Here is a 22,483-nt window from a genome sequence, read left to right on the forward strand (position 1 = left end):
GGCCTTCAGTCCCGGCCGGTGCCGTGGGACCGAAGCGTCTCGCTCCTAGCCGAGGATGACCGGCAGCCTGTCGAGGCGGCGCATGAACGCGCCCGACCGCCACCGGACCGGCTCGTCCACCAGGGTCGTGTGCGGGAAGCGCTCGAAGAACATGCGCAGCCCGATCTCCGTCTCCAGCCGCCCGAGCTCCGCGCCGATGCACCGGTGCGGGCCGTGCCCGAACCCGAGGTGTCCCCGAGTGTCGCGCCGCACGTCGAACCGGTCGGGGACGTGCGGCATCGAGTCCTCGGCGAGGTCCGCCTCCATCACCTCGACGCCGAGCTCGGCCCTGACCTCGTCGAGAGCCACCTTGTCCCGTCCTGTCACCATGACGTCCGCACCATCCGCGACCATGGCTTCGGTGAAGGCTCTGCCAAGACCCTTGGCACCACCCGTGATCACGACACGCACGTGCGCTCCTTGAGCAGCCGGCGCAGGATCTTTCCCGACACCGACCGCGGGATCTCGTCGACGAACTCGACCTGGCGAATCTTCTTGTACGGCGCGACTCTCTCCGCTGCCCACCGCATGAGCTCGACGGGGTCGACCTCGTGCGCCGCCACCACGAACGCCTTGGGGATCTCTCCCGCGGCCGCGTCCGGCACACCGACGACCGCCACGTCGGCAACGCCGGGATGCCTGCACAGCAACGCTTCCAGCTCGGCCGGCGCGACCTGGTAGGCCTTGTACTTGATCATTTCCTTGATGCGGTCGCGCACGTAGAACCTGCTGTGCTCGTCGACGCTCACGAGATCGCCGGTGCGCAGCCAGCCGTCCGCGCTGACCTGCGGCCCGCGGACCAGCAGCTCGCCGACCTCGGCGTCGGAGTCCGTGCCCGGTTCGACCACGCGCGCCTCGGTGCCGGGCGACAGCGTGCCGATGCTCTCCGGGTCGGTCGACGCGAAGTCGTCGTCGAACACCTGGTGCGTGCCACCGGCCTCGGTGAGCCCGAAACCCTGGCGGATCAGGCAACCCAGCGTCTCCTCGGCGCGTTCCCGGTGCACGGGGTCGAGCGGCGCGGCACCGCAGAGCGCGTACCTGAGGTCGGGCAGGTGCCGCTTCGGCGCCTTGGCCAGTGCGGCCACCACGGGCGGTACGAGGTAGGCGCGCGTGACGTGGTGGTTCTCCAGCGTGTCGAGGTACACGTCGATGTTCACGCGCGGCAGCGTCACCAGGGTCGCTCCGGCGAGCAGTCCGCTGTTGAGAATGATGGAGAAGCCGTAGATGTGGAAGAACGGCAGGGTCGCCGCCAGCACGTCGTTCTCCGCGACGCGCCAGCCCGCACGCGTCTGCTCCAGGTTGGCCACGAGGTGGCGGTGCGTGAACCGCACGGGCTTCGTCGCACCGGTCGTGCCGCTGGAGAAGAGGATCGCGGCCGTGCTCGCCGGGTCGACCGGCGGCAGCTCGGCCTCGGCCTGCGGGAGCTCGTCGAGCAGCGTCGCCCCGGACAGGTCCAGAAGTCGTTGCGTCTCATCAGGTGTGAGGTCCGGGTTGAGCAGCGCCACCGCGGCGCCCGCCGCCATGACACCGTGCACCGCGACCGGGAACCGCGGGCCGTTGTGCATCCGCAGCGCGACGACGTCACCGGGTCGGAAGCCGGCGGCACGCACACCGCCCGCCACCAAAGCGACCTGAGACGCGAGCTCGGCGTACGTGATCCGCTCGCCGGTCACGCCGTCGAGGACGGTGACCTTGTCGCCGTGTTCCCGCGCCAGCACGTGGTCGGGCAGCGAGCACTCCGGCACGGGGACCGGGGGGGAGTGGGCTGCGATGAATCACGGCCGGAGACTATGCAGTGCGCGAGTCTCCCTTAGTCCACATTTTCGTCCTAAGGAAACTGTCCAAGTGGCCATCAGTGCAGGTCGCGGCCTTGTTCCGTCTCAATTGCGCGTACCGGCGTTGACCGTGTCGTTCGAGCCCGCTTTCACTGGCCGCGTGACTCCCACCGAGCGACCGCTGACCGACGGCGAAGCCCTGTTCGTGCTGGCAGGTTTCGGCCCTGTCGTGGTCAGCACGACCTGCACCGGTCACGTCGATCCCGGGCTGCTCGACCGCGCGTGGCACCGGCTCACCCGCGACTATCCGTTGCTGCGCTGCGTGATCCGCCCCGACCTGGTCCTGGAGCTGTGCGACGAGGCCCCGCCGGTGACCGCTGGGGCGGCCTCCTTCGAGGCTGAGGCGAACACCCTCCTGGAGGGTGGGGCGGTGAGTCGACTGACGCTGCACCAGGCGGAGGACGCCGCGGTCGTCACTCTCGCCGTCGCCCACGCGGTCTCCGACGCACGGCTGGTGCGGACCCTGTTGCACACGTTGTTGCGTCACTACAGCGGACACTCGGCGCCTTCCACGCCGCGCCCGGCGTTCGAACGGACGCTGGAGGACCGCCTGCGGGACGTGTGCCAACCGGGCGTTCCCGCAGAGGCATCGATGCCTGTTGTCCTTTCTGGAGGAACGTCGAACGGTTTCGGCGTCCACCACCTCACGCTCGGCCAGGACACGACGGCCTCGGTCGTCGCCGTCGCACGGGAGAACGGGCTCACGGTCAACGATCTGCTTTGCGGTGTCGTCTCGTGTGCCGTGCGATCACGCTTTCCCGCTGTTGATGGGCCCTTGTCCATCGCGTTGTGCATCCCGGTGGACATCCGGCAGCGGCTGGTTCCGCCCATCGAGCCGGACGCCCAGCTGTGCTGCGCCCTGCCCGCGGTGGTGACCGTGCAGGCCGACTCCTGCGACGATGTCGTCGAGGTGGCCAAGCGGTTCAGCGTGGACCTGCGCGCGGCCGTCGACCGGGCCGAGCCGCAGCGGACACGCCTGGCCGTCCGCCTCGACCAGATCGCCCCGCCGCCGCCCATGACGATCATGGTGTCGAACGTCGGTGTGGTGGAGAGCCCCGCGGGGGTCACCGAGAGCCACTTCGCCGCGACGTTGCGAGGCCCGGTACCCGGCCTGTTCGTGGCCACGGTGGACGGCAGCCTCACGATGGACCTGGTGTTCGACCGCGCCTGTCAGAGCCCGGCCGTGATGGGCGAGGTGCTGGCGTCGGTCGAGTCGTCACTGGGAGCCCTGACCGGTCACTGCGCAGTCGGTACGGGGTGACCTTCCGACGCCTGCACGACGACGATGCCCTGACCCGACAACGCGAGCTGGTACGCCTCACCCGAACCGCGTCCGATGACAGCACCGAGCTTCGCCGTCTTGCGGATCGAGGACTTCAGCGAGGTGGACCACAGGACGGCGGACTGCATGTCGACGAACGTCGGCACGTCCACGTTCAGCACGACCGGTGTCCCGTAGGCGGTGACGGCCAGCGCTCCGGTGCCCGTGAACGTGGTGTTGAACAGACCGCCGCTGAGCATCGACGCGCCTTCGGTGCGGTTGATGTCCCACTTGAGCGTGCTGTCGAAGGCGAGCACGTTCTTGCCGTTGACGGTGACGCCCTCGTTCTCCAGGTACAGCACGAAGATCTCGTCGGCGTCCTGGGCGAGGAACACGTCTCCGCTGCCCGACACCTTCATCAGCGACATGCCTTCACCGGTCAGGGCCTTCTTGAACAGCTTGCCGAGGCCACCGCTGCCTTCGTAGGCGAAGTCGACTTCACCCTGGTAGGCGACCATCGATCCCTGCTTGGCGAAGAAGAACCCGCCGCTGCCGGTGAGGTCCACCTTGAGCATGCGGTCGTTCTGCAGTTGGAAGCTTCCCGGCTCGACGGACCGTTCTTCGTGGTTGAACAGTGAGCTGCGCATGCTCAGATGATGCAGGTGATCACGGGGTCGCGCATCAGGCGGAGGTCAGGGGAAACCCTGATGGCAGGGTGCCCGACTGCAGGCACGCTGGAGTCGTCAAAGGAGATCCGCAGTTCGAGGAGAGTCATGAGCGAATCCAGGCCCGAGTCCACCCGTACCGCCGTCGACTCCGTGGTCGACGCCGTTCGCGGGCTGGTCAGCGAGGGCATCAACCGTCGTGTGGTTGTGCGTGACAGCAAGGACGACGTGGTGCTGGAGGTGCCGGTGGCTCTCGGGTTGGTCGCGGCGCTGGCCGCTCCGGTGGTCACGACGATCGGTGCCGGTGTCGCGCTGGTCGGCAAGTGCGGAATCACGATTGAGAACCGCCGGCAGCCCGGTAGTCATCCCGCGACGACGGTCGAGACTGAGCAGGTGTAGTCAGCGGCCGCGGGTCCTGAGGCGGTTCACGTGTTCGTGACGTGGCGTCCGGGAACCGACACGAGCCCGCGTCCGGTGGTCAGGGGCAGGTCGAGTGCGGTGAGCAGGCCGGGTGGGGCGTCCACGACCGCGGGGACGGCGTTGACCAGGCGCATGGCGGTGGATGCCACGCCCGCGGTGTTGTGGTCACCGTCGCCGCCGGTCAGTCGCAGGTCCAGCACGTAGTTGGGTTCACCGGTGATCTCCACGCGGTAGCAGCCGGTGCCTGCCGGCTGCGGCCAGTCCGGCGCGAGGTCCGGCCGCAGTCTGGTGACGTGTTCGAGCACCAGCACCGGTTGATCCGCGATCATGCCGCTGACGGTGAACCGCAGTGCCGCCATGGTGCCCTCGGCGATCGTGCGGCCCGCGGCCGTGAACGGTTCCGGTGCCGGGAGCCGCTCGTGGTGTTCGACGACGGAATCCAACGGAACGTCCAGGGCGGCGGCCAGCTGGCGGACCACGCTGCCCCAGGCGAGCGAGAGCACGCCTGGTTGCAGCAGCAGGGGAGTGTGGTCGAGCGGTGTGCCGAAACCCATGATGTCGAACAGCACCAGCGGGTTGTCGTAGGTGGAGTAGTCCGTGATCTCCGAGCAGCGGATGAGGTCGATGCGCTGGCAGGTGCCGGACAGCAGCAGGGGTAGCCAGTCGTTGGCCCAGCCGGGGTCGATTCCGTTGACCCACAGCGAACTTCGACCCTCGGCGGCGGCCTTGCGAACGGGCTCGACCAGCTCGGGTGGCACGGTGCCCTCGGGGTAGGACAGGAACACCGGACCGCTGGCCACCACGTTGATGCCCGCCCGCAGCAGCAGGCACAGGTCGTCGATCGCCTCGGTCAACCGGTTGTCGGCCATCGCCGTGTAGACCACGCAGTCGGGTGCGGCCGCGATCAGCTGATCGGCGTCCGTGGTCGCGTGGATCCCGACCGGGTGGTCCAGCCCGGCCAGCTCTCCCGCGTCACGGCCGTTCTTGGCGGGGTTGGACACCCACACGCCCGCCAGCTCCAAGGCGGGGTGGTCGATGATGCCGCGCAACGCCCACTTTCCGACGTTGCCGGTGCTCCACTGCACCACGCGATACGCCACGTGTGTCTCCTCGGGTTGCGGGCTTCAGAGATCCGGGAGGTTGAAGTCGAGGTTGGGCGCGCCGATCCCGCCGTCGACCCGCAGCACTGATCCCGTGGTGTAGCCGGATGCCCGTGACGCCAGGAAGAGCACCGCGGCCGCGACCTCGTCGGGGTGCCCCAGTCGGCGCAGCGGCGTCGCCTGTTCCATCGAGGTCCTGATCTTCTCGTCGCGGGCGACCACGTCCAGCGCCGAGGTGTGGACCGAGCCGACGTCGATCGCGTTCACCCTGATCCGCGGCGCGAGGTCCGTGGCGGCCAAGCGCGTGTAGTGGGTCAGGGCCGCCTTCGCCGTGCCGTAGGCCAAAAACCCGCGACCGGCGAGCCTGCCCATCACGGAGGCGATGTTGACCACCGACCCGCCACCGCCCTCGAGCATGAGCGGTACCGCCGCGCCGGTCAGTGCGTGCGCGGTGGTGACGTTGAAGTGGAAGGCGTCTTCCAGGAAGTCCGGCGTCGTCGTCAGGAACGTGTTCGGCAGGGTGCCGCCCACGTTGTTCACCACCACGTCCAGCCGCCCGAACCGTTCGGCGGCCGTGTGCGCCAGCGCCGCCACAGCGTCCACATCGGACAGATCTGCCGCGACGACGACGGCCCGCCGCCCCAGTGCCTCGATCTTGCCCGCGACCTCCGCCAGCTGCTCCGCGGTGCGCGCGCTGATCACCACGTCCGCGCCCGCCTCGGCCAGTGCTATCGCCGATGCCGCGCCGATGCCGCGGCCCGCGCCGGTCACCACCGCCACCGCGCCGGGCAGCCCGAACATCTCCGTCACCACGCCGCCACTGTTAAGCTCTGGTGCTTAAAAGTCAAGAGGTGGTGCTTGTTGCGTGTTAACGTGGTGCCGTGGCCAGCGCGGACGCCAGAGAACGGATCATCGTCGCCGCCGAGCGGTTGATCGCCGAGCACGGCCCCGAGGTGCCGTTGCGCGACATCTCCACAGCTGCGGGCCAGCGCAACAACTCCGCGGTCCAGTACCACTTCGGCTCCAGGGACGGGTTGATCGACGCCGTCGCCGAGTACCGCATCGCCGACCTGGAGCAGCATCGCCTCGAGTTGCTCGCCGCGAGCGAGGCGACCGGCGAAGCGCAGGACATCCGCGCGTTGGTCTCGGCGCTGGTCGTGCCGATGCTGACCATTCCCTACGAACACGGCGCCACCCACTACGCCCGGTTCCTCGACCAGGTCCGCACTCACCCGGCACTGGCCGCGGACACCAACCTCGACCGAACGGGGCGGGCAGCCGTCCGGCTGATCATCATGCGCCTCGACCGCGCGCTGCGGGACCTGCCGCCCGCGCTCAGGCGCCGCCGGCTGCGCGTCCTTCCCACCGTGCTGTTCGCCCTGCTCGCCGACCGCGAGCGGGCCGTGTGCGCGGGCGACCTGCCGCCGGACGACCCGCACTCGGCCTCGGAGCTGGTCGACCTGATCACCGGCATGCTCACCGCCCCGGTGTCCACCGCCGCATCGCCGTGAAGCTGGGTGTACCGATCCTGCTGCCGTGGCTGGTTGGGCGACCTGCGTACCCGAGCTCATGCCCCACTGACGATCACCATTTCGTTGCCTTCGGGGTCGGCGACCCGCCAGCGACCCTCCGACTCGTCAAGGAGCCGGCCACCGGCTGCGACGGTCGTGGCGAGGCGCGTCTGCGCGAGGTCCGACGGCACAGCGAGCTCGAAGTGGATGCGGTTGCGCTGCCGGCGCCGCTCCGTCTCCGAAGCGTCGAGCTCTTGGAACACCAGCACCGGGTTCAGCCGCCGCGGATCGTGGATGTCGCTGACCCCGGCTCGCCGGTCGTGGGTGTATCCGAGTGCGGCGACCCAGAACGCGCGGACCGCGGCGACGTCGGCGGCGTCGAGGAAGAGCTGAGCGAAGCGCGGCAGCCCCGGATCCGCAGTGGCCCCGAGGTCGCGGGCAGCGGTCTGGAGGTTTCCGGCGAGGTCGGTGAAGTCGAGCTCGAGGCCGTGGGCGTCGTCCTCCCACTGGTCCTTACCGCTGTCGATGATCACGAGCCCTGGGCGCAGGTCCACCAGCAGCGGGAAGCCGGTGTCGTCGGCCAGGGCCGCTGCTGCGGCGGCCAGGTCACACTGCTGCGTCGGCGAGGTGATGCGGTAGCACGCCATCGCGCTGAACACCGCCTGCCAGTCGGCTGTCCTGGTCCTCTCGCCGAGCGCCGCGCCCGGCACCAGGTCGACCTCGTTGCTGTCGGGGTCGGTGTGACGGACGCCGAACGGTCCCGATGCCTCACCAAGATTCGCCTGCTCGACCGCCGCGGCCGGCCGCACCACGTCGAGGTGGATGCGGTTTCGCAACGGCCGTGACTCGGTCGACTGCCGGATCCGCATCGCGGGGTCGCGCCGCAACGGATCCGCCAAACCGCCGTCCTCCCCAGGCGCGTAGTCGAGCACGCGCTGCCAGAACCGCCTCACCACAGACGGGTTCGCGGATTCGAACACGACGCTCAGATGCTGCAGCACGGCAGGGTTCGCGGCCAGCTCGAGATCCCGCGCGGCCGCCGACACCGCCTCGGCGTGCTCGTCTGAGTCGAGGCGCACCCGCACGCCTGTCGCGCGCAGGTCGACCACGATCTCGGCCGACAGCTCCACGATGCGCCCGGCCAGCGCAGCCCCCTCGATCAGCGAAGGCGCGTCGAACCATGCCGTCGCAACGCCGTCGACCACCCGCCAATCCGTTCCGCTCTCTGTCATGCCCGGCACTGTAGAGCTCATTCGGACGATCGGTCGGGTTGAGTTGGCCGTGCAGCCCTCGGAGAGGTAGCGGCGTTCGCCTGACCGCCACGCGCCTCGCACTCGTCGTTGCCGCAGACCCTTCCGGGTGGTCAGAGCGATGGCCCGACCACGCGGAACGATCCACCTCCAGCAGTGCGATGCCGACGTAGCCGCCCACCGCGACCCGTCGGTTTCCCGGCAGACCGCACGGCAGCGACCGCTCGGTCGTGGCCACCCGACACGACCCTGGCGACCCCGTCGTCACCGACGAATGACGAGAAGGTCCGAGTCCGCGCGTCCGCGCGTCTGGCGTTTGAGCAGCACTGCAAATGACGTGCTTCACGCGTCGCCGGGAGTCAGACTGGCCGCGTGACCGAGATCCGGGCCGTCCTGACCCGCCGGATAGTCGACCCTTTCGACCTCTGGCCGGTCGGCGAACCGAGCCATGACCCGGTGGTGCTGTCGAAGCGGATGTCGCCGCTCGAGGTCGGTACCGCGATGGCGATCATTGCCGAGTACAACAAGGGTGATGACCGCGACGACGTGGACACTTTGCGCTTTCTCGCCGAGGAGCACCTCGTCGCGCCCGGAGGACTGCTGGCCCGCGACACGGCCACCGGCGTGGAGGTCGAACCGGGATGCTGCTGCGGTCTGGAGGACTGGCGCGACTGGTACGGGATTGTGGACGGGACGCCGCCGTGGCTCGGCCACAACCCGGAGCACGTGGTGCGGATCGAAGACGGCGTCGCACGATTCTGGTCGGGCACAGGGGACGTAGACGCGCCTCCTGTCGAGATCAGCATCGACGAGCTCTCCGACCTGCTCGCCGCCGTCCAGCAGGACCTTCGTGACTTCCTCGGGCTGGTGGGCGAGTGGGCGACGCCGTACGGCACGGCGCTCGCCGCCGATCTGGTGGCGTCGCTCGACCGGCAGTTGCGGATCAACGCTCCACAAGGACCTGACTGAGCGATAGCCGGTTCGACGCCTGACCTGGGGCAAACCTGGGGTCGCACCGAAGTACCGCGGGGTTCCTCCCGTTACTAGCGTGCCGGGAGTATGAGACGGTTCGTGTTGGTACTGCTGCTGTTGGCCGGGATGGTCACGGCGGCGGCACCGCTCCAGGCCCAGGCATCCCGGCCCAACATCATCTTCTTCCTGGTCGACGACCTGTCGTCGGACCTGCTGAAGTACATGGACAACACCAGGTCGCTGGCGAACAACGGCACCCGGTTCACCAACTACTTCGTGTCGAACTCGCTGTGCTGCCCGTCGCGGGCGTCGATGTTCACCGGTGAGCACCCGCACAACACCGGGGTGTTGACCAACGTGGGCACCGACAACGGCGGCTACGCGGCGTTCGAGCGGCACGAGGGCCGCGCGTACGCGCCCGCGTTGAACCGGCAGAACTACCGCACCGGGTACATGGGCAAGTACATCAACGAGTATCCGGTCGGCGACAACTTCAAGGTGCCTGCCGGGTGGGACGAGTGGCACGTCGCGGGCGGTGCCGGCTACAACGAGAAGAACTACGGAATCACCGACTACGTCCGCGAGACCGGTGTGCGGCGGTTTGAACGGGACACCGACACGTACCTGACCGACCGGCTGGCTCGCACCGCCGAGAACTTCATCGAACGATCGCGCGCGCAGGCGCCGAACAGGCCGTTCTTCCTGCAGGTGGCGCCGTTCGCGCCGCACCAGCGCGTGCCGTACCAGCCCGGTGAGGGCGAGCCGCGGTTCCCGCCGGCGCCCCGTGACCGGCCCGGTGGCGAGTTCTCGCAGGGCGACTGCGGCGGGCCGAGCTGCCCGAGCATCGACGTGGCGCGGGAGCTGCCGTCGTTCGACGAGGACACCGAGGACAAGCCAGGCTGGGTGCGGCGTGCACCGCTGGGGCCCAACGTGGTCGACGAGCTGCGCACCGACTTCCGCAACCGGATCCGGATGGTGCAGTCGGTCGACGACTTGGTCGGCCGCGTGCTCGCGAAGCTCACGCCGGCCGAACGCAACGACACGTTCATCGTGTTCGCCTCGGACAACGGGTTTCACCTCGGGCAGCACCGGCTGGTGCGCGGCAAGGGCACCGCCTACGACCACGACGTCAATGTCCCACTGCTGGTCAAGCGGCCAGGACGAACCGGGAACGGCGACTTCGTGCGCAACGAGATGGTGCAGAACGTCGACCTGTTCGCCACGTTCCTCGACATGGCCGGGGCCGGCCCCGCTGACCGCGACGGGCGGAGCTTCCTCCCGTTGATCCAGAACCAGAACCAGCCGAACTGGCGCAACGCCGCGTTCATCGAGCACCGCAAGCCACAGGGGACCGCGGCGGATCCCGACTTCGACGACCTCGCCGCCGCCACGCCCTCGTACCAGGCGGTCCGCACCGCGAACGACCTGTACGTCGAGTACGCGAACGGGGAGAAGGAGTACTACGACCTGAAGACCGATCCGTTGCAGCACAACAACAAGCCGAACAACCCGCGGGCTGGGCAGCTGGCCGGTCCGCTGCGGGAGCTGGCGAACTGCCGGCAGAACTGCTGGGCCGCCTCCCACGTGCGGGGAGGCTGACGTGAAGCCGCTCAGCGCACTCGCGGTCGCTCTCCTGGCCACGCTCGTCAGCGCTCCCAGCAGCGCGGCGGCTCCGGCCGTGCTGACCGTGTTCACCGGGGAGAGCGAGGGGCCGGTGCCCGGCGCGTTCCTCGGCGTCAACCACCGCTACACGTTCGACGGGTACGGCACGTGGGACCCGGTGAACAACCGGCCCGTGCGCGACGTGCTGGAGAAAGCCCGGTCGATGGGCGTGCGGGTGTTGCGCTGGCCCGGTGGCACGGTCGCCAACACGACGCAGTGGAAGGGCACGATCGGTGCCGACCGCCGCTGCCAGCGCGACGGGCGCATCGAGCCCGGCGACGCGGGCAACCCGGCGGACGACGTGCTGTCCGGGAGGCTGCCGTCGTACGGGCTCGACGAGCACCTGCGGCTCACCGCGGCGCTCGGCGCGCAGGCGCAGATCATGGTGCCGATGGCGATTGGAACCGCGGCGGACGCAGCCGATCTCGTGGAATACCTGAACACGCCCGCCGGTGACGGCATCAACCCCAACGGGGGTGTGGACTGGGCGGAGCTGCGGCCCGCCGACCACCGCGGGCCGTACGACGTCACGCGGTGGGAGCTCGGCAACGAGAACTTCCACTCCAGCCAGCGGTACTGGATGTCGCAGAACGAGAACGAGGCGCTCGAGCAGTACATCCGCGGCGGCACCCGGCGGATCAACACCGAACGGCTGGGCAAGCTGTCCACGCCCGACGGGTCGTGCGGCGGCAGCACTGCGGACGTGCCCAGCGACGGCAGCGCGAACCAGGTGTTCGACCTCAACTACCCGACGGCGCAGCCAGACGACTTCGAGCTGCGCGTCGGCGGCGAGGTGTGGCAGCGCGTGGAGGTGCTGGGCGGTCCGCAGGCACAGCAGTACGTGCTCGACGAGTTCCGCGGCACGGTGACGTTCGGCGACGGGCGGCGCGGCATGATCCCGCCGCGCGGCCAGGCGGTCGTGGCGTCGTACACGTCCACCCACAAGGGATATGTGCAGTTCCGCGCGGCGATGCGGGAGGTCGACCCGGACCTGGAGGTGTGCGCGTCGTGGGGCAAGCCCGCGTTCGTGCCGAAGTTCGAGGCCATGAAGGGCAACGGGATTCCCCCGGGCAGCGTGTACGACTGCCTCACGACGCACCCTTACACGCACTTCTCCGGCAGCCACACCGCCGACTGGGACTCCGAGGTGGAGAGTCACGACTGGCACGTGCTGGGAGCGCTGAACGAACGCCAGAAGTTCGTGGCGTTGCGCGACGCCGTCCGGCAGCACGCCGCGGGCAACCCGCACCTGGCGATCTCCGAGTTCGGTGCGTTGTGGGGACCTGACGGCGGTGGCGTGTACCCGGAGTACACCTACTCGATGACGCACGCGCTCTACATGGCGAGCCAGTGGGCCGACTGGCTGGAGCTGGGCGTGCCGTGGGTCGAGGGCAACGACCTGAGCTCGGACGGGATGTACACGTTGCTCGGACGTGGACGGGTGTACTCCGCCGAGGCATGGGCTCGGGAGGCCGTGCGGCCGATGTTCGACGCGGGCGGTGCGCGGGTGCGGCAGACGCTCGTCGGCAACCCGCAGCGGAGTCCGAACGAGTCTGAGATGTGCGACGGGCAGGGCACACCGCAGGACCGGTGCCGGTTGAACTACGGCAAGCTCACCGCGACCGCGACGCGGGCACCGGACGGCACGGTGCACGTGATGGTGGTGAACCGTTCTCCGGTGGCGGGTGACGCGATCGACACCAGGATCGTGCTGCGCGGATTCACCGGCAACGGGAGCGCGAGTGTGCGCACGGTGGCGCCGGAACGGTTCACCTCGGCCAACACCAGGCAGAACCCCAACGCGGTGGGGATGTCCGAGTCCTGCCGCTCCGTCGGCTCCGATGCGTTCAACGCGAATGTGCCGGCGCACTCGGTCACCCTGTTCACCCTGGCCCCGCAGGGGCGACCTGGATGTGTTGGCGTGTAAGGGAAATCCTGGGGTCGCACCGAGATGGGCGGAGGTGGTTCGCGTGCATAGCTTGGGTGACATGACATTCACGCGAAAGTTCCTCACCGTGGTCGGTGCGGCCTCGGCGATCTCGTTGGTGGCGGCGGTGGACGCCAGCGCCGCCATCCCGTTCGGCAGGGTGATCGACGGCAAGGCGACCTACTACGACAACGTCGGCCCCAGCGCGTGCGGCCCGAACATCGACGCGAGCGCGGAGGTGCTGGTCGCGGTGTCGCCCGTCTTCTGGACCACGCCGAACCCCAACAACGACCCGCTGTGCCGGAACGTCTTCGTCGAGGTGATGCACAACGGCAAGAAGGTGCGCGCCAAGGTCAAGGACAAGTGCATGGGCTGCGACCGCGACCACGTCGATCTGAGCCTGCCCGCGTTCCGCAGGCTCGCCAATCCCGACCGGGGTGTCATCGACGTCAAGTGGAAGTTCGTGCGCGGCTAGGTTGAACGGTCAGGGCGGCGTGACGCCGAGCCGGAGGATCACCCGGTTCAGCTCACGCCGCCCTTGCACGTGCAGCTTGCGGTACACCTGGGACAGGTGCAGCTCGACCGTCCTGGTGGTCACGCCCAGCTCGGTGGCCACCTCCCTGTTGCTCATGGCGCAGGCCAGCGCCGCCGCTCGCGACTCCTGCGGCGTGAGCCGGCGCAGCCGGTCGAGCCGTTCACCGAGTTGCCGGGTGTTCTGGATCCACAGTGGATGGTCGAGGTGCTGCGCGATGACGTGCGTGGTGGCGCAGGTCTCGGCCGCTTCGGTGTGCCTGCCCTGGGTGGCCAGCGCCTGCGCGAGGCTGTGGCGGGCGGGCAGCAGGTCGGCGGTCGCCTTGCTCAGCAGGCGGACGGCGGTGGTGAGGCGGTCGACGGCGTGTGCGGGGTCGCCGGTCAGTGCCGCCGCGTGCAGGGCTCGTCCCACCGCGTGGGGGGCGCCCCAGCGGCGGGCCGCCACCAGTTCGGTCTCGGCCAGCGAACGGGCCACCACCGGTCTGCCCGCGTCGTGCGCGCTGAGAGCGGCGGCCGAGCACCAGGGGAGCACCGCCGGGTTCGTGATGCCCGCGGCTTCGGCGGCGCGGCCGGCGGCCAGGAAATCCGCGCAGGCGCGGTCGTGGTGGCCCTGCGCCTGGTTGAGACGGCCTCTGGCGAACAGCAGGTCAGCGGTCTCGTCGTGCGAGAGCAGCACGTCCAGTGCCTCGTCGTGGCGACCCAGGTCGATCAACGCCTCGGCGTGCCACGCGGGTGCGGTGTGCAGGTGGGGGAGTGCCTGCGCGGGGCGTGCGGTGAGGGCGGTGACTCGGGCGGCCAGCACCGGGTTCTCCGCCTCGGCGTGCACACCCGCGTGGATCAGGGTGAGGACGCAGCGGCGGATGTCGGCTGCCGCGGCTGATGAGCGCAGGACTTCTTCGGCCAGTGCGATCGCGGCGGGTCGGTTCGTGCCCCGGTTGGTCAGCTCGACCGCTCGGTCGGTGCGGTCATCGAGCACGTAGTGCCCCGGAGAGGTCCTTGCGGCCGTTGACACCGAGCTTTCGGTACACATTGGACAGATGAGCCTCGACGGTGTGGACGGTCAGGAACAGGCGTTGCGCGATGGCGCGGTTGCTCAGACCCGCCTCGGCCAGGCCCGCGACCAGGTCTTCCTGCCTGGTCAGCGGCCGCGCGGGTGCGGGGCCGAGCTGGGCGAGCCCTTCGGACGCCTGCTGGAGCTGGTTCGCGTGCCCGGTGCGGGACGCGGAGGTGTGCGCCGAGGCGTACTCGCCGCGTGCGGCGTTGGTGTCGCCGCGGGCGGCCAGCCTGCGGCCCAGTTCGAGCCGGGTGCAGGCCAGCTCGTGCTGCGCGCCCGCCACGGCCAGGAGGTCGGCGGCGTCCGCGAGCAGTGCTGTTCCGTCGTCACCGCGCACCCGGCCGAGCGTGGACAGCGCGGTGCCGACGGTGCGGGGTTCGCCCCAGCGGCGGGCGGCGGCCAGTTCCTCCGCGGCCAGCTGCTGGGCGAGCTCCTCGCGTTGTGCGGCGTGTGCCGCGAGGGCCGCCTTTCCACGCCACGGCGCGATCGCCGGGCTCTTCACGCCCAGCGCGAGGAAGTCGTGGCCGCACACCACGTAGTCGACGTAGGCGGCCAGCGGGCGGCCCTTCGCGCGGTGCACCGCGGCGCGGGCGGTGAGGAACATCGGGCGCATGGCCGACGGTTGGCCGAGCTCGTGGTCGAAGTCTCCTGCCAGCAACGTCTTCTCGGCCTCGTCCACGTCGCCCGTGTCGACCAGCACCTCCACGAGCAACGCGGTGGACAGCAGTCGCAGGGAGCTCGCGCCCGGAGGCGCGTCCGTCAGCACGGCTCGTGCCGTGGCCAGGTCGCCCGACAGCCGGGCGATCTGCCCGCGCACCTGCGCGTGCATGGTGCGGCGGCGGCGTTCGTCGGCGAGGCCGGGGTTCACGTCGTCGAGCAGGCGTCCGACGTGGGCGTCGGCGGTGACCAGGTCGCCCGCGGCCACGAGACCGATCATCGACCGCCAGACGCAGACCGGGTCGTCGCGGCACGAACCCGCGTCCAGCGCGGCGCGGGCGAGACGTGCGGCCTCCGGGAAGTTCGCGCCGCTGATCGTCTGGCGGATTGCCAGCGCGGCGAGGCAGTCGGATCGGTGAGCATCAGTGCGAAGCATCGTGCGCATGCTGAGTTCCCCCAAGTCAGCACTCGGCGCCTGCGTACGGGCGGGCCGTCCACAGCCGTCGGCAGGGCGGTGAGGTCCGGGACCGGCACGCAGCGCCTCGGCAGTCGTCCCCTCTTCTTCTTGACCGCCTTGGCTTTCATCGCGCGCGGCTTCGGGCACGGACGGCATCGTGGCGGAGGCTTCTTGCGCTTCTCCGCGACGATCTTGAGACAGCCGGCCTTCGCCGGCTGGAGCAACTCGACCCGCCACGCCGTGACCGCTGTCGCGTTGACCGGTGCGGCAGCCGCCAGCACGATCGCGAGAGCGCTCACACACAGCGCATGCGTGGTCATCACGCGGTAACGGAGCACGCAGGGACCGTATGAGGCGTCCGTTGAACTGTCAATACTTAGGACAGTCGCACTCTAGGACTATCCGCATGTGTGGGTATCGTCTGCGCCATGCAGTCCAGGTCGTTCGCCGGTTCGCCGGATGCGCAGGTCGTCACTGGTGACCGCGGCGCTCGGACCACGCCCGAGCGGCTGGCGGTCGTGCTGCGTCGTTACCGGGAGGCGATGAGAGACGCGCTCGAGGTGCAGGACTACCGGCCGATTCCGCCGACGGCTTTCTGGTTCACGATCGAACTGGCGCGTCAGGAGGGCACCGTCGGCGACCTGGCGCGCAGGCTCGAGATGACCAAGCAGGCCGCGAGCCGCCTCGCCGACCAGCTCGCCGCGCTCGGCTACTGCGACCGCGAACGCAGCGAGACCAACCGCAGGCAGGTCCTGCTGAGCGCGACCGCGGAAGGCCAGGGCGCCGCGATGGTGCTGCTGGCCGCCATCCAGAAGGTGGACGCGAGCATGCTCTCGTCGCTGGACAAGGACCAGCGCGAGGCGTTCCACCAGGCGCTCGGGCAAATGCTGGGGTAGCACCGAAGTACCCCGCGGCCGTTGGTCTCACTAGCTTTCGGTGTGTGAGAACACTTTTACGTCCACTGTGGATTGTCCTGCTGCTGGCACTGGTCGGCTCGCTCGCCGCCGCACCGGCCTCGGCCGCCCCGCCGTACACCGTGAAGCTGGTCAACTCCACCGGCGGCCCCGTCTGGGTGGGCAGCGGCGTCAACGACGACGGGTCGCAGAAGATCGGCGACCTGCCGAAGCTCGAGGCGGGCGAGTCCGTCAGCGTCCACATCCCGCTCGGGCCGGGAAACCACTGGAGCGGCAAGTTCTTCGCCCGCCAGCACTGCAAGGGCGAGCCGGGTTCGACGTTCGGATGCCTGGTGGGGGACTGCGGCGCGCGGCCTGCCCACTGCACCACCGGTGAGCAGCCCGCCAGCCTGGCCGAGTTCACCTTCGACCCGCGTGACGAGCCCGCACCCTGGTACAACGTCAGCTACGTCAACGGCGTGAACGTGCCCATCACGATCAACCCCACCAACGGCCCGTCGCCCAACGGCCAGTTCTGCGGGACCGCCGGGTGTCCCGGCGCGTTGCTGCCCGCGTGCCCCGACGCGAACCTGCGCAGGCATCCGAACACCGGCAAACCGATGCTGTGCGTCAACCCCAACCGGGACGCGAAAACCCCCTACAGCAACGCGATCACCAGGGCGTGCCCGAAGGCGTACAGCTGGTCGAAGCACGACGGCGAGCCCGGCAACCGCACGATGTTCAGCTGCCGCGACTGCAACAAGCTGACCGTGATGTTCCACTAGCGATCCGGTCGACGTAGGGGAGGAAGACTTGTCAGGCAAGGAAACGCAAGGGCCGAGCCGCCGTGCCGTGCTGTCCGCGGCGCTGGCCGCGTCGCTGCTGCCGTGGGGAACGGCGGAGGCGGCGCCGGTGCGGAAGAAGGGGGTGGCGACGTGGCACATGCCCGGCATCAGGGCCGCGCTGGAGGACGTGCGCGCGGGCTGGTTCCACAACTGGGACTCCACCAGGGGTGACATCGACCCGCCGCCCGGCGTGGAGTTCGTCCCGACCATCTGGGGGCAGGACCACGTCACGCCGGAACGGCTCCGGCAGGCGGCGGCGCAGGGCACGCATCTGCTGGGCTTCAACGAGCCCGACCTGCCCACGCAGGCGCGGATGACCGTGGAACGGGCGTTGGACCTGTGGCCCAGGCTGGCCTCGACCGGCAACCGCATGGGCGCGCCGGCCGTGGCGAGCGGCGCGGACCGGGAGGGCGGGTGGCTGGACCGGTTCCTGGCCGGCGCCCGCACGCGGAACCTGCGCGTGGACTTCATCCCGCTGCACTGGTACGGCGCCGACTTCGGGCCCGCCGCGGTGGGCCATCTGCGCGGCTACCTGAACGCGGTGCACGCCAAGCACCGGAAACCGTTGTGGGTCACCGAGTTCTCGCTGATCGACTTCTCAGGGCCGACACCGCGGTATCCGACGCAACGGCAGCTGGCGACGTTCGCCGGTGCCGCCGCGGAGATGATGCACGGCCTGCCGTTCGTCGAGCGCTACGCGTGGTTCGCGCTTCCGGCCGACCGAGGTGGCACCGGTCTGTACCGCGGCGCGACGCCCAACGAGGTCGGCCGCGCCTACCGGGCCGCACCCGGAAACCGAGGGGGAGACATCTGATGAAGTTCCGTGTTGCCGGGTTGTTGCTGGCGGCCGTCTGCTCGGTCGTCGCGCCACCCGCGTCAGCCGACGCGTTCATGATCACGCAAGGCCAGTACGACCGGATGTTCCCCAACCGCAACGACTTCTACACGTTCGCGGGCCTGCGTCAGGCGGCGAACTCGTTCCCGGCGTTCGCCAACGGTGACGACAGAACCGTGCGCAGGCAGGAGTTCGCGGCGTTCCTGGCGAACGTCAGCCACGAGACCGGCGGCCTGCGGTTCGTGGTGGAGCAGAACCCCGGCGGCGACTACTGCGAACCCCGGCCGTTCGGCTGCCCCGAGGGGCCGGCCGCGTACCACGGGCGCGGACCGCTGCAGCTCAGCTGGAACTACAACTACCAGGCGGCAGGCGACGCGCTGGGCGCGGACCTGCTGCACCGCCCGAACCTGCTGCAGACCAACGCGACGCTCTCGTGGCGCGCCGCGCTCTGGTACTGGATGACCCAGAACGGCCCCGGCAGCATGACGCCGCACCAGGCGATGGTGCGCGGCCGCGGCTTCGGCGAGACCATCCGCAGCATCAACGGCGCACTCGAGTGCAACGGCGGCAACCCGGCGCAGGTCGCCAGCCGCGTGCGCGTGTACCGCGAGTTCACCGGGATCCTCGACGTCCGGCCCGGCGACCAGCTGTCCTGCTGAGCTCCCGTTGAACCACAAGAGATCGGAAGAGCTGTCGTGAAAGCACAAAGCCGCATCGCAATGGCAGCGGCAGTGGCCGCCGGACTGGCTGTGGCCGTGGCGCCGGGCGCATCCGCGGCGCCGAGCTGCCCGGACGGCAGGTATTGCCTGTACGACGGAGCCGACTACACCGGGCGGCTGGTCGTCTCCGACCGGATGGTGGTGCGCCGGATGGCGCCGCGCGCGGACGACCGGGTGTCCTCGATCATCAACAACACCGGCATGGACCTGCACCTCTTCCAGGATCCCGACCTCAACGGGTTCGGCTGGCAGGACATCAACGGGATCGTGCGCCGAGGTGCGAAGGTCTCGCTGGCCACGCCCAGGCCGAACGACAACACGCTGTCCTCGTACTTCCTCTACGGGTGACATCGTCGGAGTCGATCAACTGAGAGGTGGCCGCCGCTCGACCAGGCCAGACGATTCCCGTGGCACGGGGATGGCTGCGGTAGCGGGAGTCCGGGTAGTCGGCGGCGCTGACCGTCGACCAGCCTCCCAGTACGCCCTGGTGATCGGCTCCAGCTCATCCTCGGCGGGCTCGCGGCCGGCCTTGCGGATCCAGTACTGGACGATCCACGCGGTGGCGCCGTTGAACACCGTCCCGAGTCGCTGATGGCGCTCGCCGAAAAGGCCAGCCGCTCGCTGAAATGGACCATCCCGGCGCGCGATGCCGGCGGGCGTCGGCGATGCTGTGGGCGTGGAGTACGTGTCCAGAGTGCCGCGACCGCCGCTGGACGGGCTGATCGACGACCTCTACTACCTGGAGGGTGCGCCGCCGTACGCCCGGCTGACGCTGCCGGCGGCGCCGTCGGCGTTGCTCATCGTCAACCTCGGGGCGCCGTTCCGCATCCGCGCCGGCACCGGCATCGAGACGGCCGAGTACACCGACGGCTGCGTGGTCACCGTGCCCACCCGCGCGTGGGAGTTCGGCTACCCACTCCGGACCCGGTCCGTCGGCGTGCACTTCAAGCCGTGGGGGCTGGCGCCGTTCTTGCCGATGCCCTCAGCCGAGCTGTGTGACCGGCCGGTGACGGTGGAGCAGGTTTGGGGCCGGCCCGCCACTGCTGAGCTGCGAGACCGGCTGGCCGCGGCGGACGGACCGCACGACATGCTGACGCTGCTCGAGGAGGAGCTGATGCGACGGCTGTGCGAGACCGCCGGCCTGGGGCTGGTCCGCCACACGAGCAGCGTCATCGCGGCGACCAGCGGGGCGGTGGCGATCGGCGACCTGAGCGTGGCATCCGGTGTCAGCAGCACTCATCTGGCACAGCGGTTCAAGGAGCTCATCGGCGTCACGCCGAAGCGGCTGGCCCGCACCTACCGCTTCACCGCCACCGTGTTCGCGATCAACCCCGCCGGACCGATCGACTGGGGCGACCTCGCCGGTGGCGCAGGCTACTTCGACCAGGCCCACTTCGGCCACGAGTTCCGGGCGTTCACCGGGCTCACGCCGACCCGGTACGTCGAAGTCCGGCGGCGGTTCCTGCGCGAACATCCGGGCCACGCGCTGGACGGCTGGCCGCTGCCTGCCGATTGATTTCTTACAAGAGCGACAGCTCACGACACGCTAATTTGGGGCACCCCAAAGCAGAGGAGAGCCTCGTGGGCAAGGTGGTCATGTACGGCTCGGTGTCGGTGGACGGCTTCGTCGCGGACGAGAACGACCAGCCCGGACCGCTGTTCGACTGGTTGTCCAGCGGTGACGTCCCGTTGGACGAGAGCGGCGCGTTGAAGGTGTCGCAGACCTCCTACGACTACACCCGGTCGTACTGGGACCAGATCGGGGTGACGATCGCCGGCCGCCACGTCTTCGACATGACGGACGGCTGGGACGGGAAGCCTCCGAGCGGGATCGACCACGTGGTCGTCGTGACGCACCGGCCGCAGCCCGAGGGCTGGGACCCCGAGGCGCCGTTTCACTTCGTCGACGGCGTCGAGGCAGCCGTGGCCAAGGCGCAGGAACTTGCGGGTGACCGCTTGGTCGAGGTCGCCGCTGGCGACGTCGGTGGCCAGGTGCTTGCCGCGGGTCTGGTCGACGAGGTGCGCATGGACGTCGTACCCGTGGTGTTCGGGTCCGGCAAGCGCTACTTCGGGTCGGTCGACGCGCAGCACCTGTTGGAGGATCCTGACGTGGTGATTCAGGGCAACCGGGTGCTTCACCTGCGCTGTCGGGTGCGCCGCTGACCGATCTGAGCGGGGTACGCGAAGAAGTCCACTCGAGATCACTGGTTGCCGGTTTCCGTCGTGTCACTGTCCAAAGTGGTCGCTGTGGCGGCGCAGGTGGACAGATCGATCACGGCGTGGGCCCTGTGGTGGGCAGGCCGCGCAGCTTCGGTGCCGGATCTGAACCTGTGCGCCACCAAGGCCGGGCGGGACGTGTAGCCGGAGCGGTGGCTTGGCACCTCGACGAGGAGGCGGCCACCGGTGCGCGGTGCCGCCTCCTACGACCTGTCATTCCCGTCGTGCCGCGGTTTCGCCGTGTTGCTCGAACAGACACGGCCTTCCGGGTGCACGGCAGGGACAGGACTCACTCGGACAACGCTTGTGCTGCGGTGTTCCGAGCTTCGATCGCGTTGATGGTCTTTTCGAAGGCGTTGACGAGGACGTGTTTGCCGATCGTGCCGAGCACGACTCCCAGCAACCGCCCCTTGAGGTTCTTGCCCTCGCGCACGACGACGGCGTCCACGTTGGTCGTCCCGGTGGTCAGCCGAGTGAAGGTGTAGCTGTAGCCGGAGCGGCCGCCCCACACGTTGGAGTCGGTGGTCGTGATGACGACGCGGTCGCCGTCGGACCAGTCGTAGTGCAGACGTTCCCAGACGCCGCCGGAGCCTTCCGTCACGTCGGCCTGGTGGTTGCCCTGGGCGTGCACCTGGAGGTACTCGTCGTGGCTGTTCGGGAAGAGCTCCGCGCGGCCCGGTCCGAAGTCGGTGAGCGCGGCGACGAACTGCTCGGGTGTCGCGGTGGTCGTCTTCTTGAGGTTGATGGTGGACATTTCTTGCTCCTCACTCGGTGTTCCGGTTCGACTGCCACCAGGTGGTGACGATGCGGGCGTAGTCGTTCGCGCCTTCCTCCCAGACGAAGTGGCCGGCGTCGACGACGTCGAGCCTGCTGTTGGGCAGGCGTTCGTGCAGGTACTGAGCGTTGGACACGGGTACCACCGCGTCCTTGGCTCCGGAGATGACCTGCACCGGCGTGGCGATGGTGGGCAGCAGCTCGCCGAGGATCGGGAGCTCGGCGGGATATGCCCGGACGTACGGCATCTGGTCGACGAATCGCTGACCCCAGTAGGAGGCGAGGTAGTCCTCGCGCACGACGTCGGGCAGCTCGTAGCCCTCGATCGTGTTGATCGCGATCGTCACGACGTCCTTGGGGCCCAATGCCCGATACGGCGCCAGGTCCTCGGCGCGTACCCAGTCGTCCAGCGGGCTCCCCAGGTCCAGCGGGACCGCAGCTCCGCCCGTACCGACGACGACGGTGCGGAACCGGTCCGGGTGCTGAGCCGCGGCGAACAGCACCGCGCTGGTGCCGATGTCCGGGCCGACCACGTGCGGCTTCTCCAGCCCGAGCTCGTCGGCGATCCGCACGATGAACTCGCTCATCGCCTTGGGGGACAACAGGTCCTCGCGAAGCTCGGAGTGCCCGAACCCCGGCAGGTCCACTGCGACCAGGCGGGCGTGCTCGGCGAGGCGCGACCAGGTCGCGTCGTAGGCGTACAGGCTTTCCGGCCACGGGCTCAGCAGCAGCGCCTCGGCGCCCCCGCTCTCGCTGCTCTCGGCGTACCGGATGGACAGTCCGTCCATGGTCCGGAACCTGGGCCTGATCTCGCTCATGTCTCTGCCCTTTCAGTGATCCGGCGGGGTGGCCCCGCCGG

24 protein-coding genes are annotated in these 22,483 nt (G+C 69.5%); 14 read left to right on the top strand and 10 right to left on the bottom strand.

The window, feature by feature from the left end; genetic code table 11:
• Positions 1 to 45: 45 nt before the first annotated feature.
• On the bottom strand, positions 46 to 450 hold the full coding sequence (locus FKR81_RS45785) for an SDR family NAD(P)-dependent oxidoreductase (RefSeq protein WP_146349510.1): 405 nt from the start codon (positions 448 to 450) through the stop codon (positions 46 to 48).
• A complete protein-coding gene (locus FKR81_RS03955; RefSeq protein WP_235921276.1) occupies positions 438 to 1,784 on the bottom strand; it encodes an AMP-binding protein in 1,347 nt (448 codons plus the stop codon). Before FKR81_RS03955 ends, FKR81_RS45785 begins: the two co-directional genes overlap by 13 nt.
• A 190-nt stretch (positions 1,785 to 1,974) precedes the next feature.
• Between FKR81_RS03955 and FKR81_RS03960 the strand changes: the two genes are divergently transcribed.
• On the top strand, positions 1,975 to 3,135 hold the full coding sequence (locus FKR81_RS03960) for a phthiocerol/phthiodiolone dimycocerosyl transferase family protein (protein WP_146349512.1): 1,161 nt from the start codon (positions 1,975 to 1,977) through the stop codon (positions 3,133 to 3,135).
• On the opposite strand, the gene FKR81_RS03965 is transcribed toward FKR81_RS03960, so the two are convergent.
• Positions 3,111 to 3,782 carry an AIM24 family protein gene (locus FKR81_RS03965; protein WP_146349513.1) on the bottom strand — a complete coding sequence of 224 codons (672 nt, stop codon included), beginning with the start codon at positions 3,780 to 3,782 and terminating at the stop codon, positions 3,111 to 3,113. The genes FKR81_RS03960 and FKR81_RS03965 overlap by 25 nt on opposite strands.
• Before the next feature lie 126 nt (positions 3,783 to 3,908).
• Here FKR81_RS03965 and FKR81_RS03970 point away from each other — a divergent pair, with 126 nt between their 5' ends.
• The gene (locus tag FKR81_RS03970) at positions 3,909 to 4,199 is read left to right on the top strand and encodes a DUF4342 domain-containing protein (protein WP_146349514.1); all 291 of its coding nucleotides are present in this window, start codon (positions 3,909 to 3,911) and stop codon (positions 4,197 to 4,199) included.
• 26 nt (positions 4,200 to 4,225) lie between these two features.
• Here FKR81_RS03970 and FKR81_RS03975 read toward each other — a convergent pair whose 3' ends face one another.
• Positions 4,226 to 5,320: an NAD(P)H-dependent amine dehydrogenase family protein gene (locus tag FKR81_RS03975; protein WP_146349515.1), complete on the bottom strand. Its 1,095-nt coding sequence runs from the start codon at positions 5,318 to 5,320 to the stop codon at positions 4,226 to 4,228.
• Positions 5,321 to 5,344: 24 nt separating this feature from the next.
• Positions 5,345 to 6,133 carry an SDR family oxidoreductase gene (locus FKR81_RS03980; RefSeq protein ID WP_146349516.1) on the bottom strand — a complete coding sequence of 263 codons (789 nt, stop codon included), beginning with the start codon at positions 6,131 to 6,133 and terminating at the stop codon, positions 5,345 to 5,347.
• A gap of 68 nt (positions 6,134 to 6,201) precedes the next feature.
• Here FKR81_RS03980 and FKR81_RS03985 point away from each other — a divergent pair, with 68 nt between their 5' ends.
• Positions 6,202 to 6,831: a TetR/AcrR family transcriptional regulator gene (locus tag FKR81_RS03985; RefSeq protein WP_146349517.1), complete on the top strand. Its 630-nt coding sequence runs from the start codon at positions 6,202 to 6,204 to the stop codon at positions 6,829 to 6,831.
• A gap of 56 nt (positions 6,832 to 6,887) precedes the next feature.
• Here FKR81_RS03985 and FKR81_RS03990 read toward each other — a convergent pair whose 3' ends face one another.
• Positions 6,888 to 8,063, bottom strand: coding sequence for a VOC family protein (locus FKR81_RS03990; protein WP_146349518.1), 1,176 nt, complete (start codon positions 8,061 to 8,063; stop codon positions 6,888 to 6,890).
• Positions 8,064 to 8,453: 390 nt separating this feature from the next.
• On the opposite strand from FKR81_RS03990, the gene FKR81_RS03995 reads away from it, so the two are divergent.
• From FKR81_RS03995 to FKR81_RS04010, 4 genes are all read left to right on the top strand, one after another.
• Positions 8,454 to 9,050 carry a hypothetical protein gene (locus tag FKR81_RS03995; RefSeq protein ID WP_146349519.1) on the top strand — a complete coding sequence of 199 codons (597 nt, stop codon included), beginning with the start codon at positions 8,454 to 8,456 and terminating at the stop codon, positions 9,048 to 9,050.
• A gap of 90 nt (positions 9,051 to 9,140) precedes the next feature.
• On the top strand, positions 9,141 to 10,652 hold the full coding sequence (locus FKR81_RS04000) for a sulfatase family protein (RefSeq protein WP_146349520.1): 1,512 nt from the start codon (positions 9,141 to 9,143) through the stop codon (positions 10,650 to 10,652).
• Position 10,653: 1 nt separating this feature from the next.
• Positions 10,654 to 12,642 carry a hypothetical protein gene (locus FKR81_RS04005; RefSeq protein WP_146349521.1) on the top strand — a complete coding sequence of 663 codons (1,989 nt, stop codon included), beginning with the start codon at positions 10,654 to 10,656 and terminating at the stop codon, positions 12,640 to 12,642.
• A 61-nt stretch (positions 12,643 to 12,703) separates the two neighbouring features.
• Positions 12,704 to 13,117: a cysteine/serine endopeptidase inhibitor gene (locus FKR81_RS04010; RefSeq protein ID WP_146349522.1), complete on the top strand. Its 414-nt coding sequence runs from the start codon at positions 12,704 to 12,706 to the stop codon at positions 13,115 to 13,117.
• A gap of 9 nt (positions 13,118 to 13,126) precedes the next feature.
• Here the strand turns inward: FKR81_RS04010 and FKR81_RS04015 are convergent, their stop codons facing one another.
• Together FKR81_RS04015 and FKR81_RS04020 are read right to left on the bottom strand one after the other, a co-directional pair.
• Positions 13,127 to 14,149, bottom strand: coding sequence for a helix-turn-helix transcriptional regulator (locus FKR81_RS04015; RefSeq protein WP_186762747.1), 1,023 nt, complete (start codon positions 14,147 to 14,149; stop codon positions 13,127 to 13,129).
• Positions 14,139 to 15,320 (bottom strand): helix-turn-helix transcriptional regulator, encoded by a 1,182-nt coding sequence (locus FKR81_RS04020; RefSeq protein ID WP_146349524.1) that lies wholly within the window; start codon positions 15,318 to 15,320, stop codon positions 14,139 to 14,141. Before FKR81_RS04020 ends, FKR81_RS04015 begins: the two co-directional genes overlap by 11 nt.
• 449 nt (positions 15,321 to 15,769) lie before the next feature.
• On the opposite strand from FKR81_RS04020, the gene FKR81_RS04025 reads away from it, so the two are divergent.
• From FKR81_RS04025 to FKR81_RS04055, 7 genes are all read left to right on the top strand, one after another.
• Positions 15,770 to 16,237, top strand: a complete 468-nt coding sequence (locus FKR81_RS04025) for a MarR family winged helix-turn-helix transcriptional regulator (protein WP_146349525.1) — start codon at positions 15,770 to 15,772, stop codon at positions 16,235 to 16,237.
• 44 nt (positions 16,238 to 16,281) lie between these two features.
• On the top strand, positions 16,282 to 17,019 hold the full coding sequence (locus FKR81_RS04030) for a thaumatin family protein (RefSeq protein ID WP_146349526.1): 738 nt from the start codon (positions 16,282 to 16,284) through the stop codon (positions 17,017 to 17,019).
• Positions 17,020 to 17,047: 28 nt separating this feature from the next.
• Positions 17,048 to 17,893, top strand: coding sequence for a glycosyl hydrolase (locus FKR81_RS04035; protein ID WP_146349527.1), 846 nt, complete (start codon positions 17,048 to 17,050; stop codon positions 17,891 to 17,893).
• On the top strand, positions 17,893 to 18,573 hold the full coding sequence (locus FKR81_RS04040) for a chitinase (RefSeq protein WP_146349528.1): 681 nt from the start codon (positions 17,893 to 17,895) through the stop codon (positions 18,571 to 18,573). The genes FKR81_RS04035 and FKR81_RS04040 overlap by 1 nt, the downstream gene beginning before the upstream one ends.
• A 60-nt stretch (positions 18,574 to 18,633) precedes the next feature.
• Complete coding sequence (locus FKR81_RS04045) at positions 18,634 to 18,981, top strand: peptidase inhibitor family I36 protein (protein ID WP_146349529.1); 348 nt, start codon at positions 18,634 to 18,636, stop codon at positions 18,979 to 18,981.
• A 346-nt stretch (positions 18,982 to 19,327) separates the two neighbouring features.
• Positions 19,328 to 20,149 (top strand): AraC family transcriptional regulator, encoded by an 822-nt coding sequence (locus FKR81_RS04050; protein WP_222598173.1) that lies wholly within the window; start codon positions 19,328 to 19,330, stop codon positions 20,147 to 20,149.
• Between the two features lie 65 nt (positions 20,150 to 20,214).
• Positions 20,215 to 20,796, top strand: coding sequence for a dihydrofolate reductase family protein (locus FKR81_RS04055; protein ID WP_146349531.1), 582 nt, complete (start codon positions 20,215 to 20,217; stop codon positions 20,794 to 20,796).
• A 343-nt stretch (positions 20,797 to 21,139) separates the two neighbouring features.
• Here FKR81_RS04055 and FKR81_RS04060 read toward each other — a convergent pair whose 3' ends face one another.
• Positions 21,140 to 21,604 (bottom strand): hypothetical protein, encoded by a 465-nt coding sequence (locus FKR81_RS04060; protein ID WP_146349532.1) that lies wholly within the window; start codon positions 21,602 to 21,604, stop codon positions 21,140 to 21,142.
• 10 nt (positions 21,605 to 21,614) lie between these two features.
• Positions 21,615 to 22,442: an alpha/beta fold hydrolase gene (locus tag FKR81_RS04065; protein ID WP_146349533.1), complete on the bottom strand. Its 828-nt coding sequence runs from the start codon at positions 22,440 to 22,442 to the stop codon at positions 21,615 to 21,617.
• Positions 22,443 to 22,483 lie beyond the last annotated feature (41 nt).

The sequence above is a fragment of the Lentzea tibetensis genome (assembly GCF_007845675.1).
Lineage (GTDB): Bacteria > Actinomycetota > Actinomycetes > Mycobacteriales > Pseudonocardiaceae > Lentzea > Lentzea tibetensis.

What these genes read in the sequence shown, in the direction of transcription:
- FKR81_RS04000 (WP_146349520.1), top strand. Translation starts at nt 9,141, where the DNA reads ATGAGACGGTTCGTGTTGGTACTGCTGCTGTTGGCCGGGATGGTCACG.
- FKR81_RS04020 (WP_146349524.1), bottom strand. Translation starts at nt 15,320, where the DNA reads ATGCTTCGCACTGATGCTCACCGATCCGACTGCCTCGCCGCGCTGGCA.
- FKR81_RS04065 (WP_146349533.1), bottom strand. Translation starts at nt 22,442, where the DNA reads ATGAGCGAGATCAGGCCCAGGTTCCGGACCATGGACGGACTGTCCATC.
- FKR81_RS03965 (WP_146349513.1), bottom strand. Translation starts at nt 3,782, where the DNA reads ATGCGCAGCTCACTGTTCAACCACGAAGAACGGTCCGTCGAGCCGGGA.
- FKR81_RS03990 (WP_146349518.1), bottom strand. Translation starts at nt 8,063, where the DNA reads ATGACAGAGAGCGGAACGGATTGGCGGGTGGTCGACGGCGTTGCGACG.
- FKR81_RS04010 (WP_146349522.1), top strand. Translation starts at nt 12,704, where the DNA reads ATGACATTCACGCGAAAGTTCCTCACCGTGGTCGGTGCGGCCTCGGCG.
- FKR81_RS03970 (WP_146349514.1), top strand. Translation starts at nt 3,909, where the DNA reads ATGAGCGAATCCAGGCCCGAGTCCACCCGTACCGCCGTCGACTCCGTG.
- FKR81_RS04060 (WP_146349532.1), bottom strand. Translation starts at nt 21,604, where the DNA reads ATGTCCACCATCAACCTCAAGAAGACGACCACCGCGACACCCGAGCAG.
- FKR81_RS04040 (WP_146349528.1), top strand. Translation starts at nt 17,893, where the DNA reads ATGAAGTTCCGTGTTGCCGGGTTGTTGCTGGCGGCCGTCTGCTCGGTC.
- FKR81_RS04025 (WP_146349525.1), top strand. Translation starts at nt 15,770, where the DNA reads ATGCAGTCCAGGTCGTTCGCCGGTTCGCCGGATGCGCAGGTCGTCACT.
- FKR81_RS04045 (WP_146349529.1), top strand. Translation starts at nt 18,634, where the DNA reads ATGGCAGCGGCAGTGGCCGCCGGACTGGCTGTGGCCGTGGCGCCGGGC.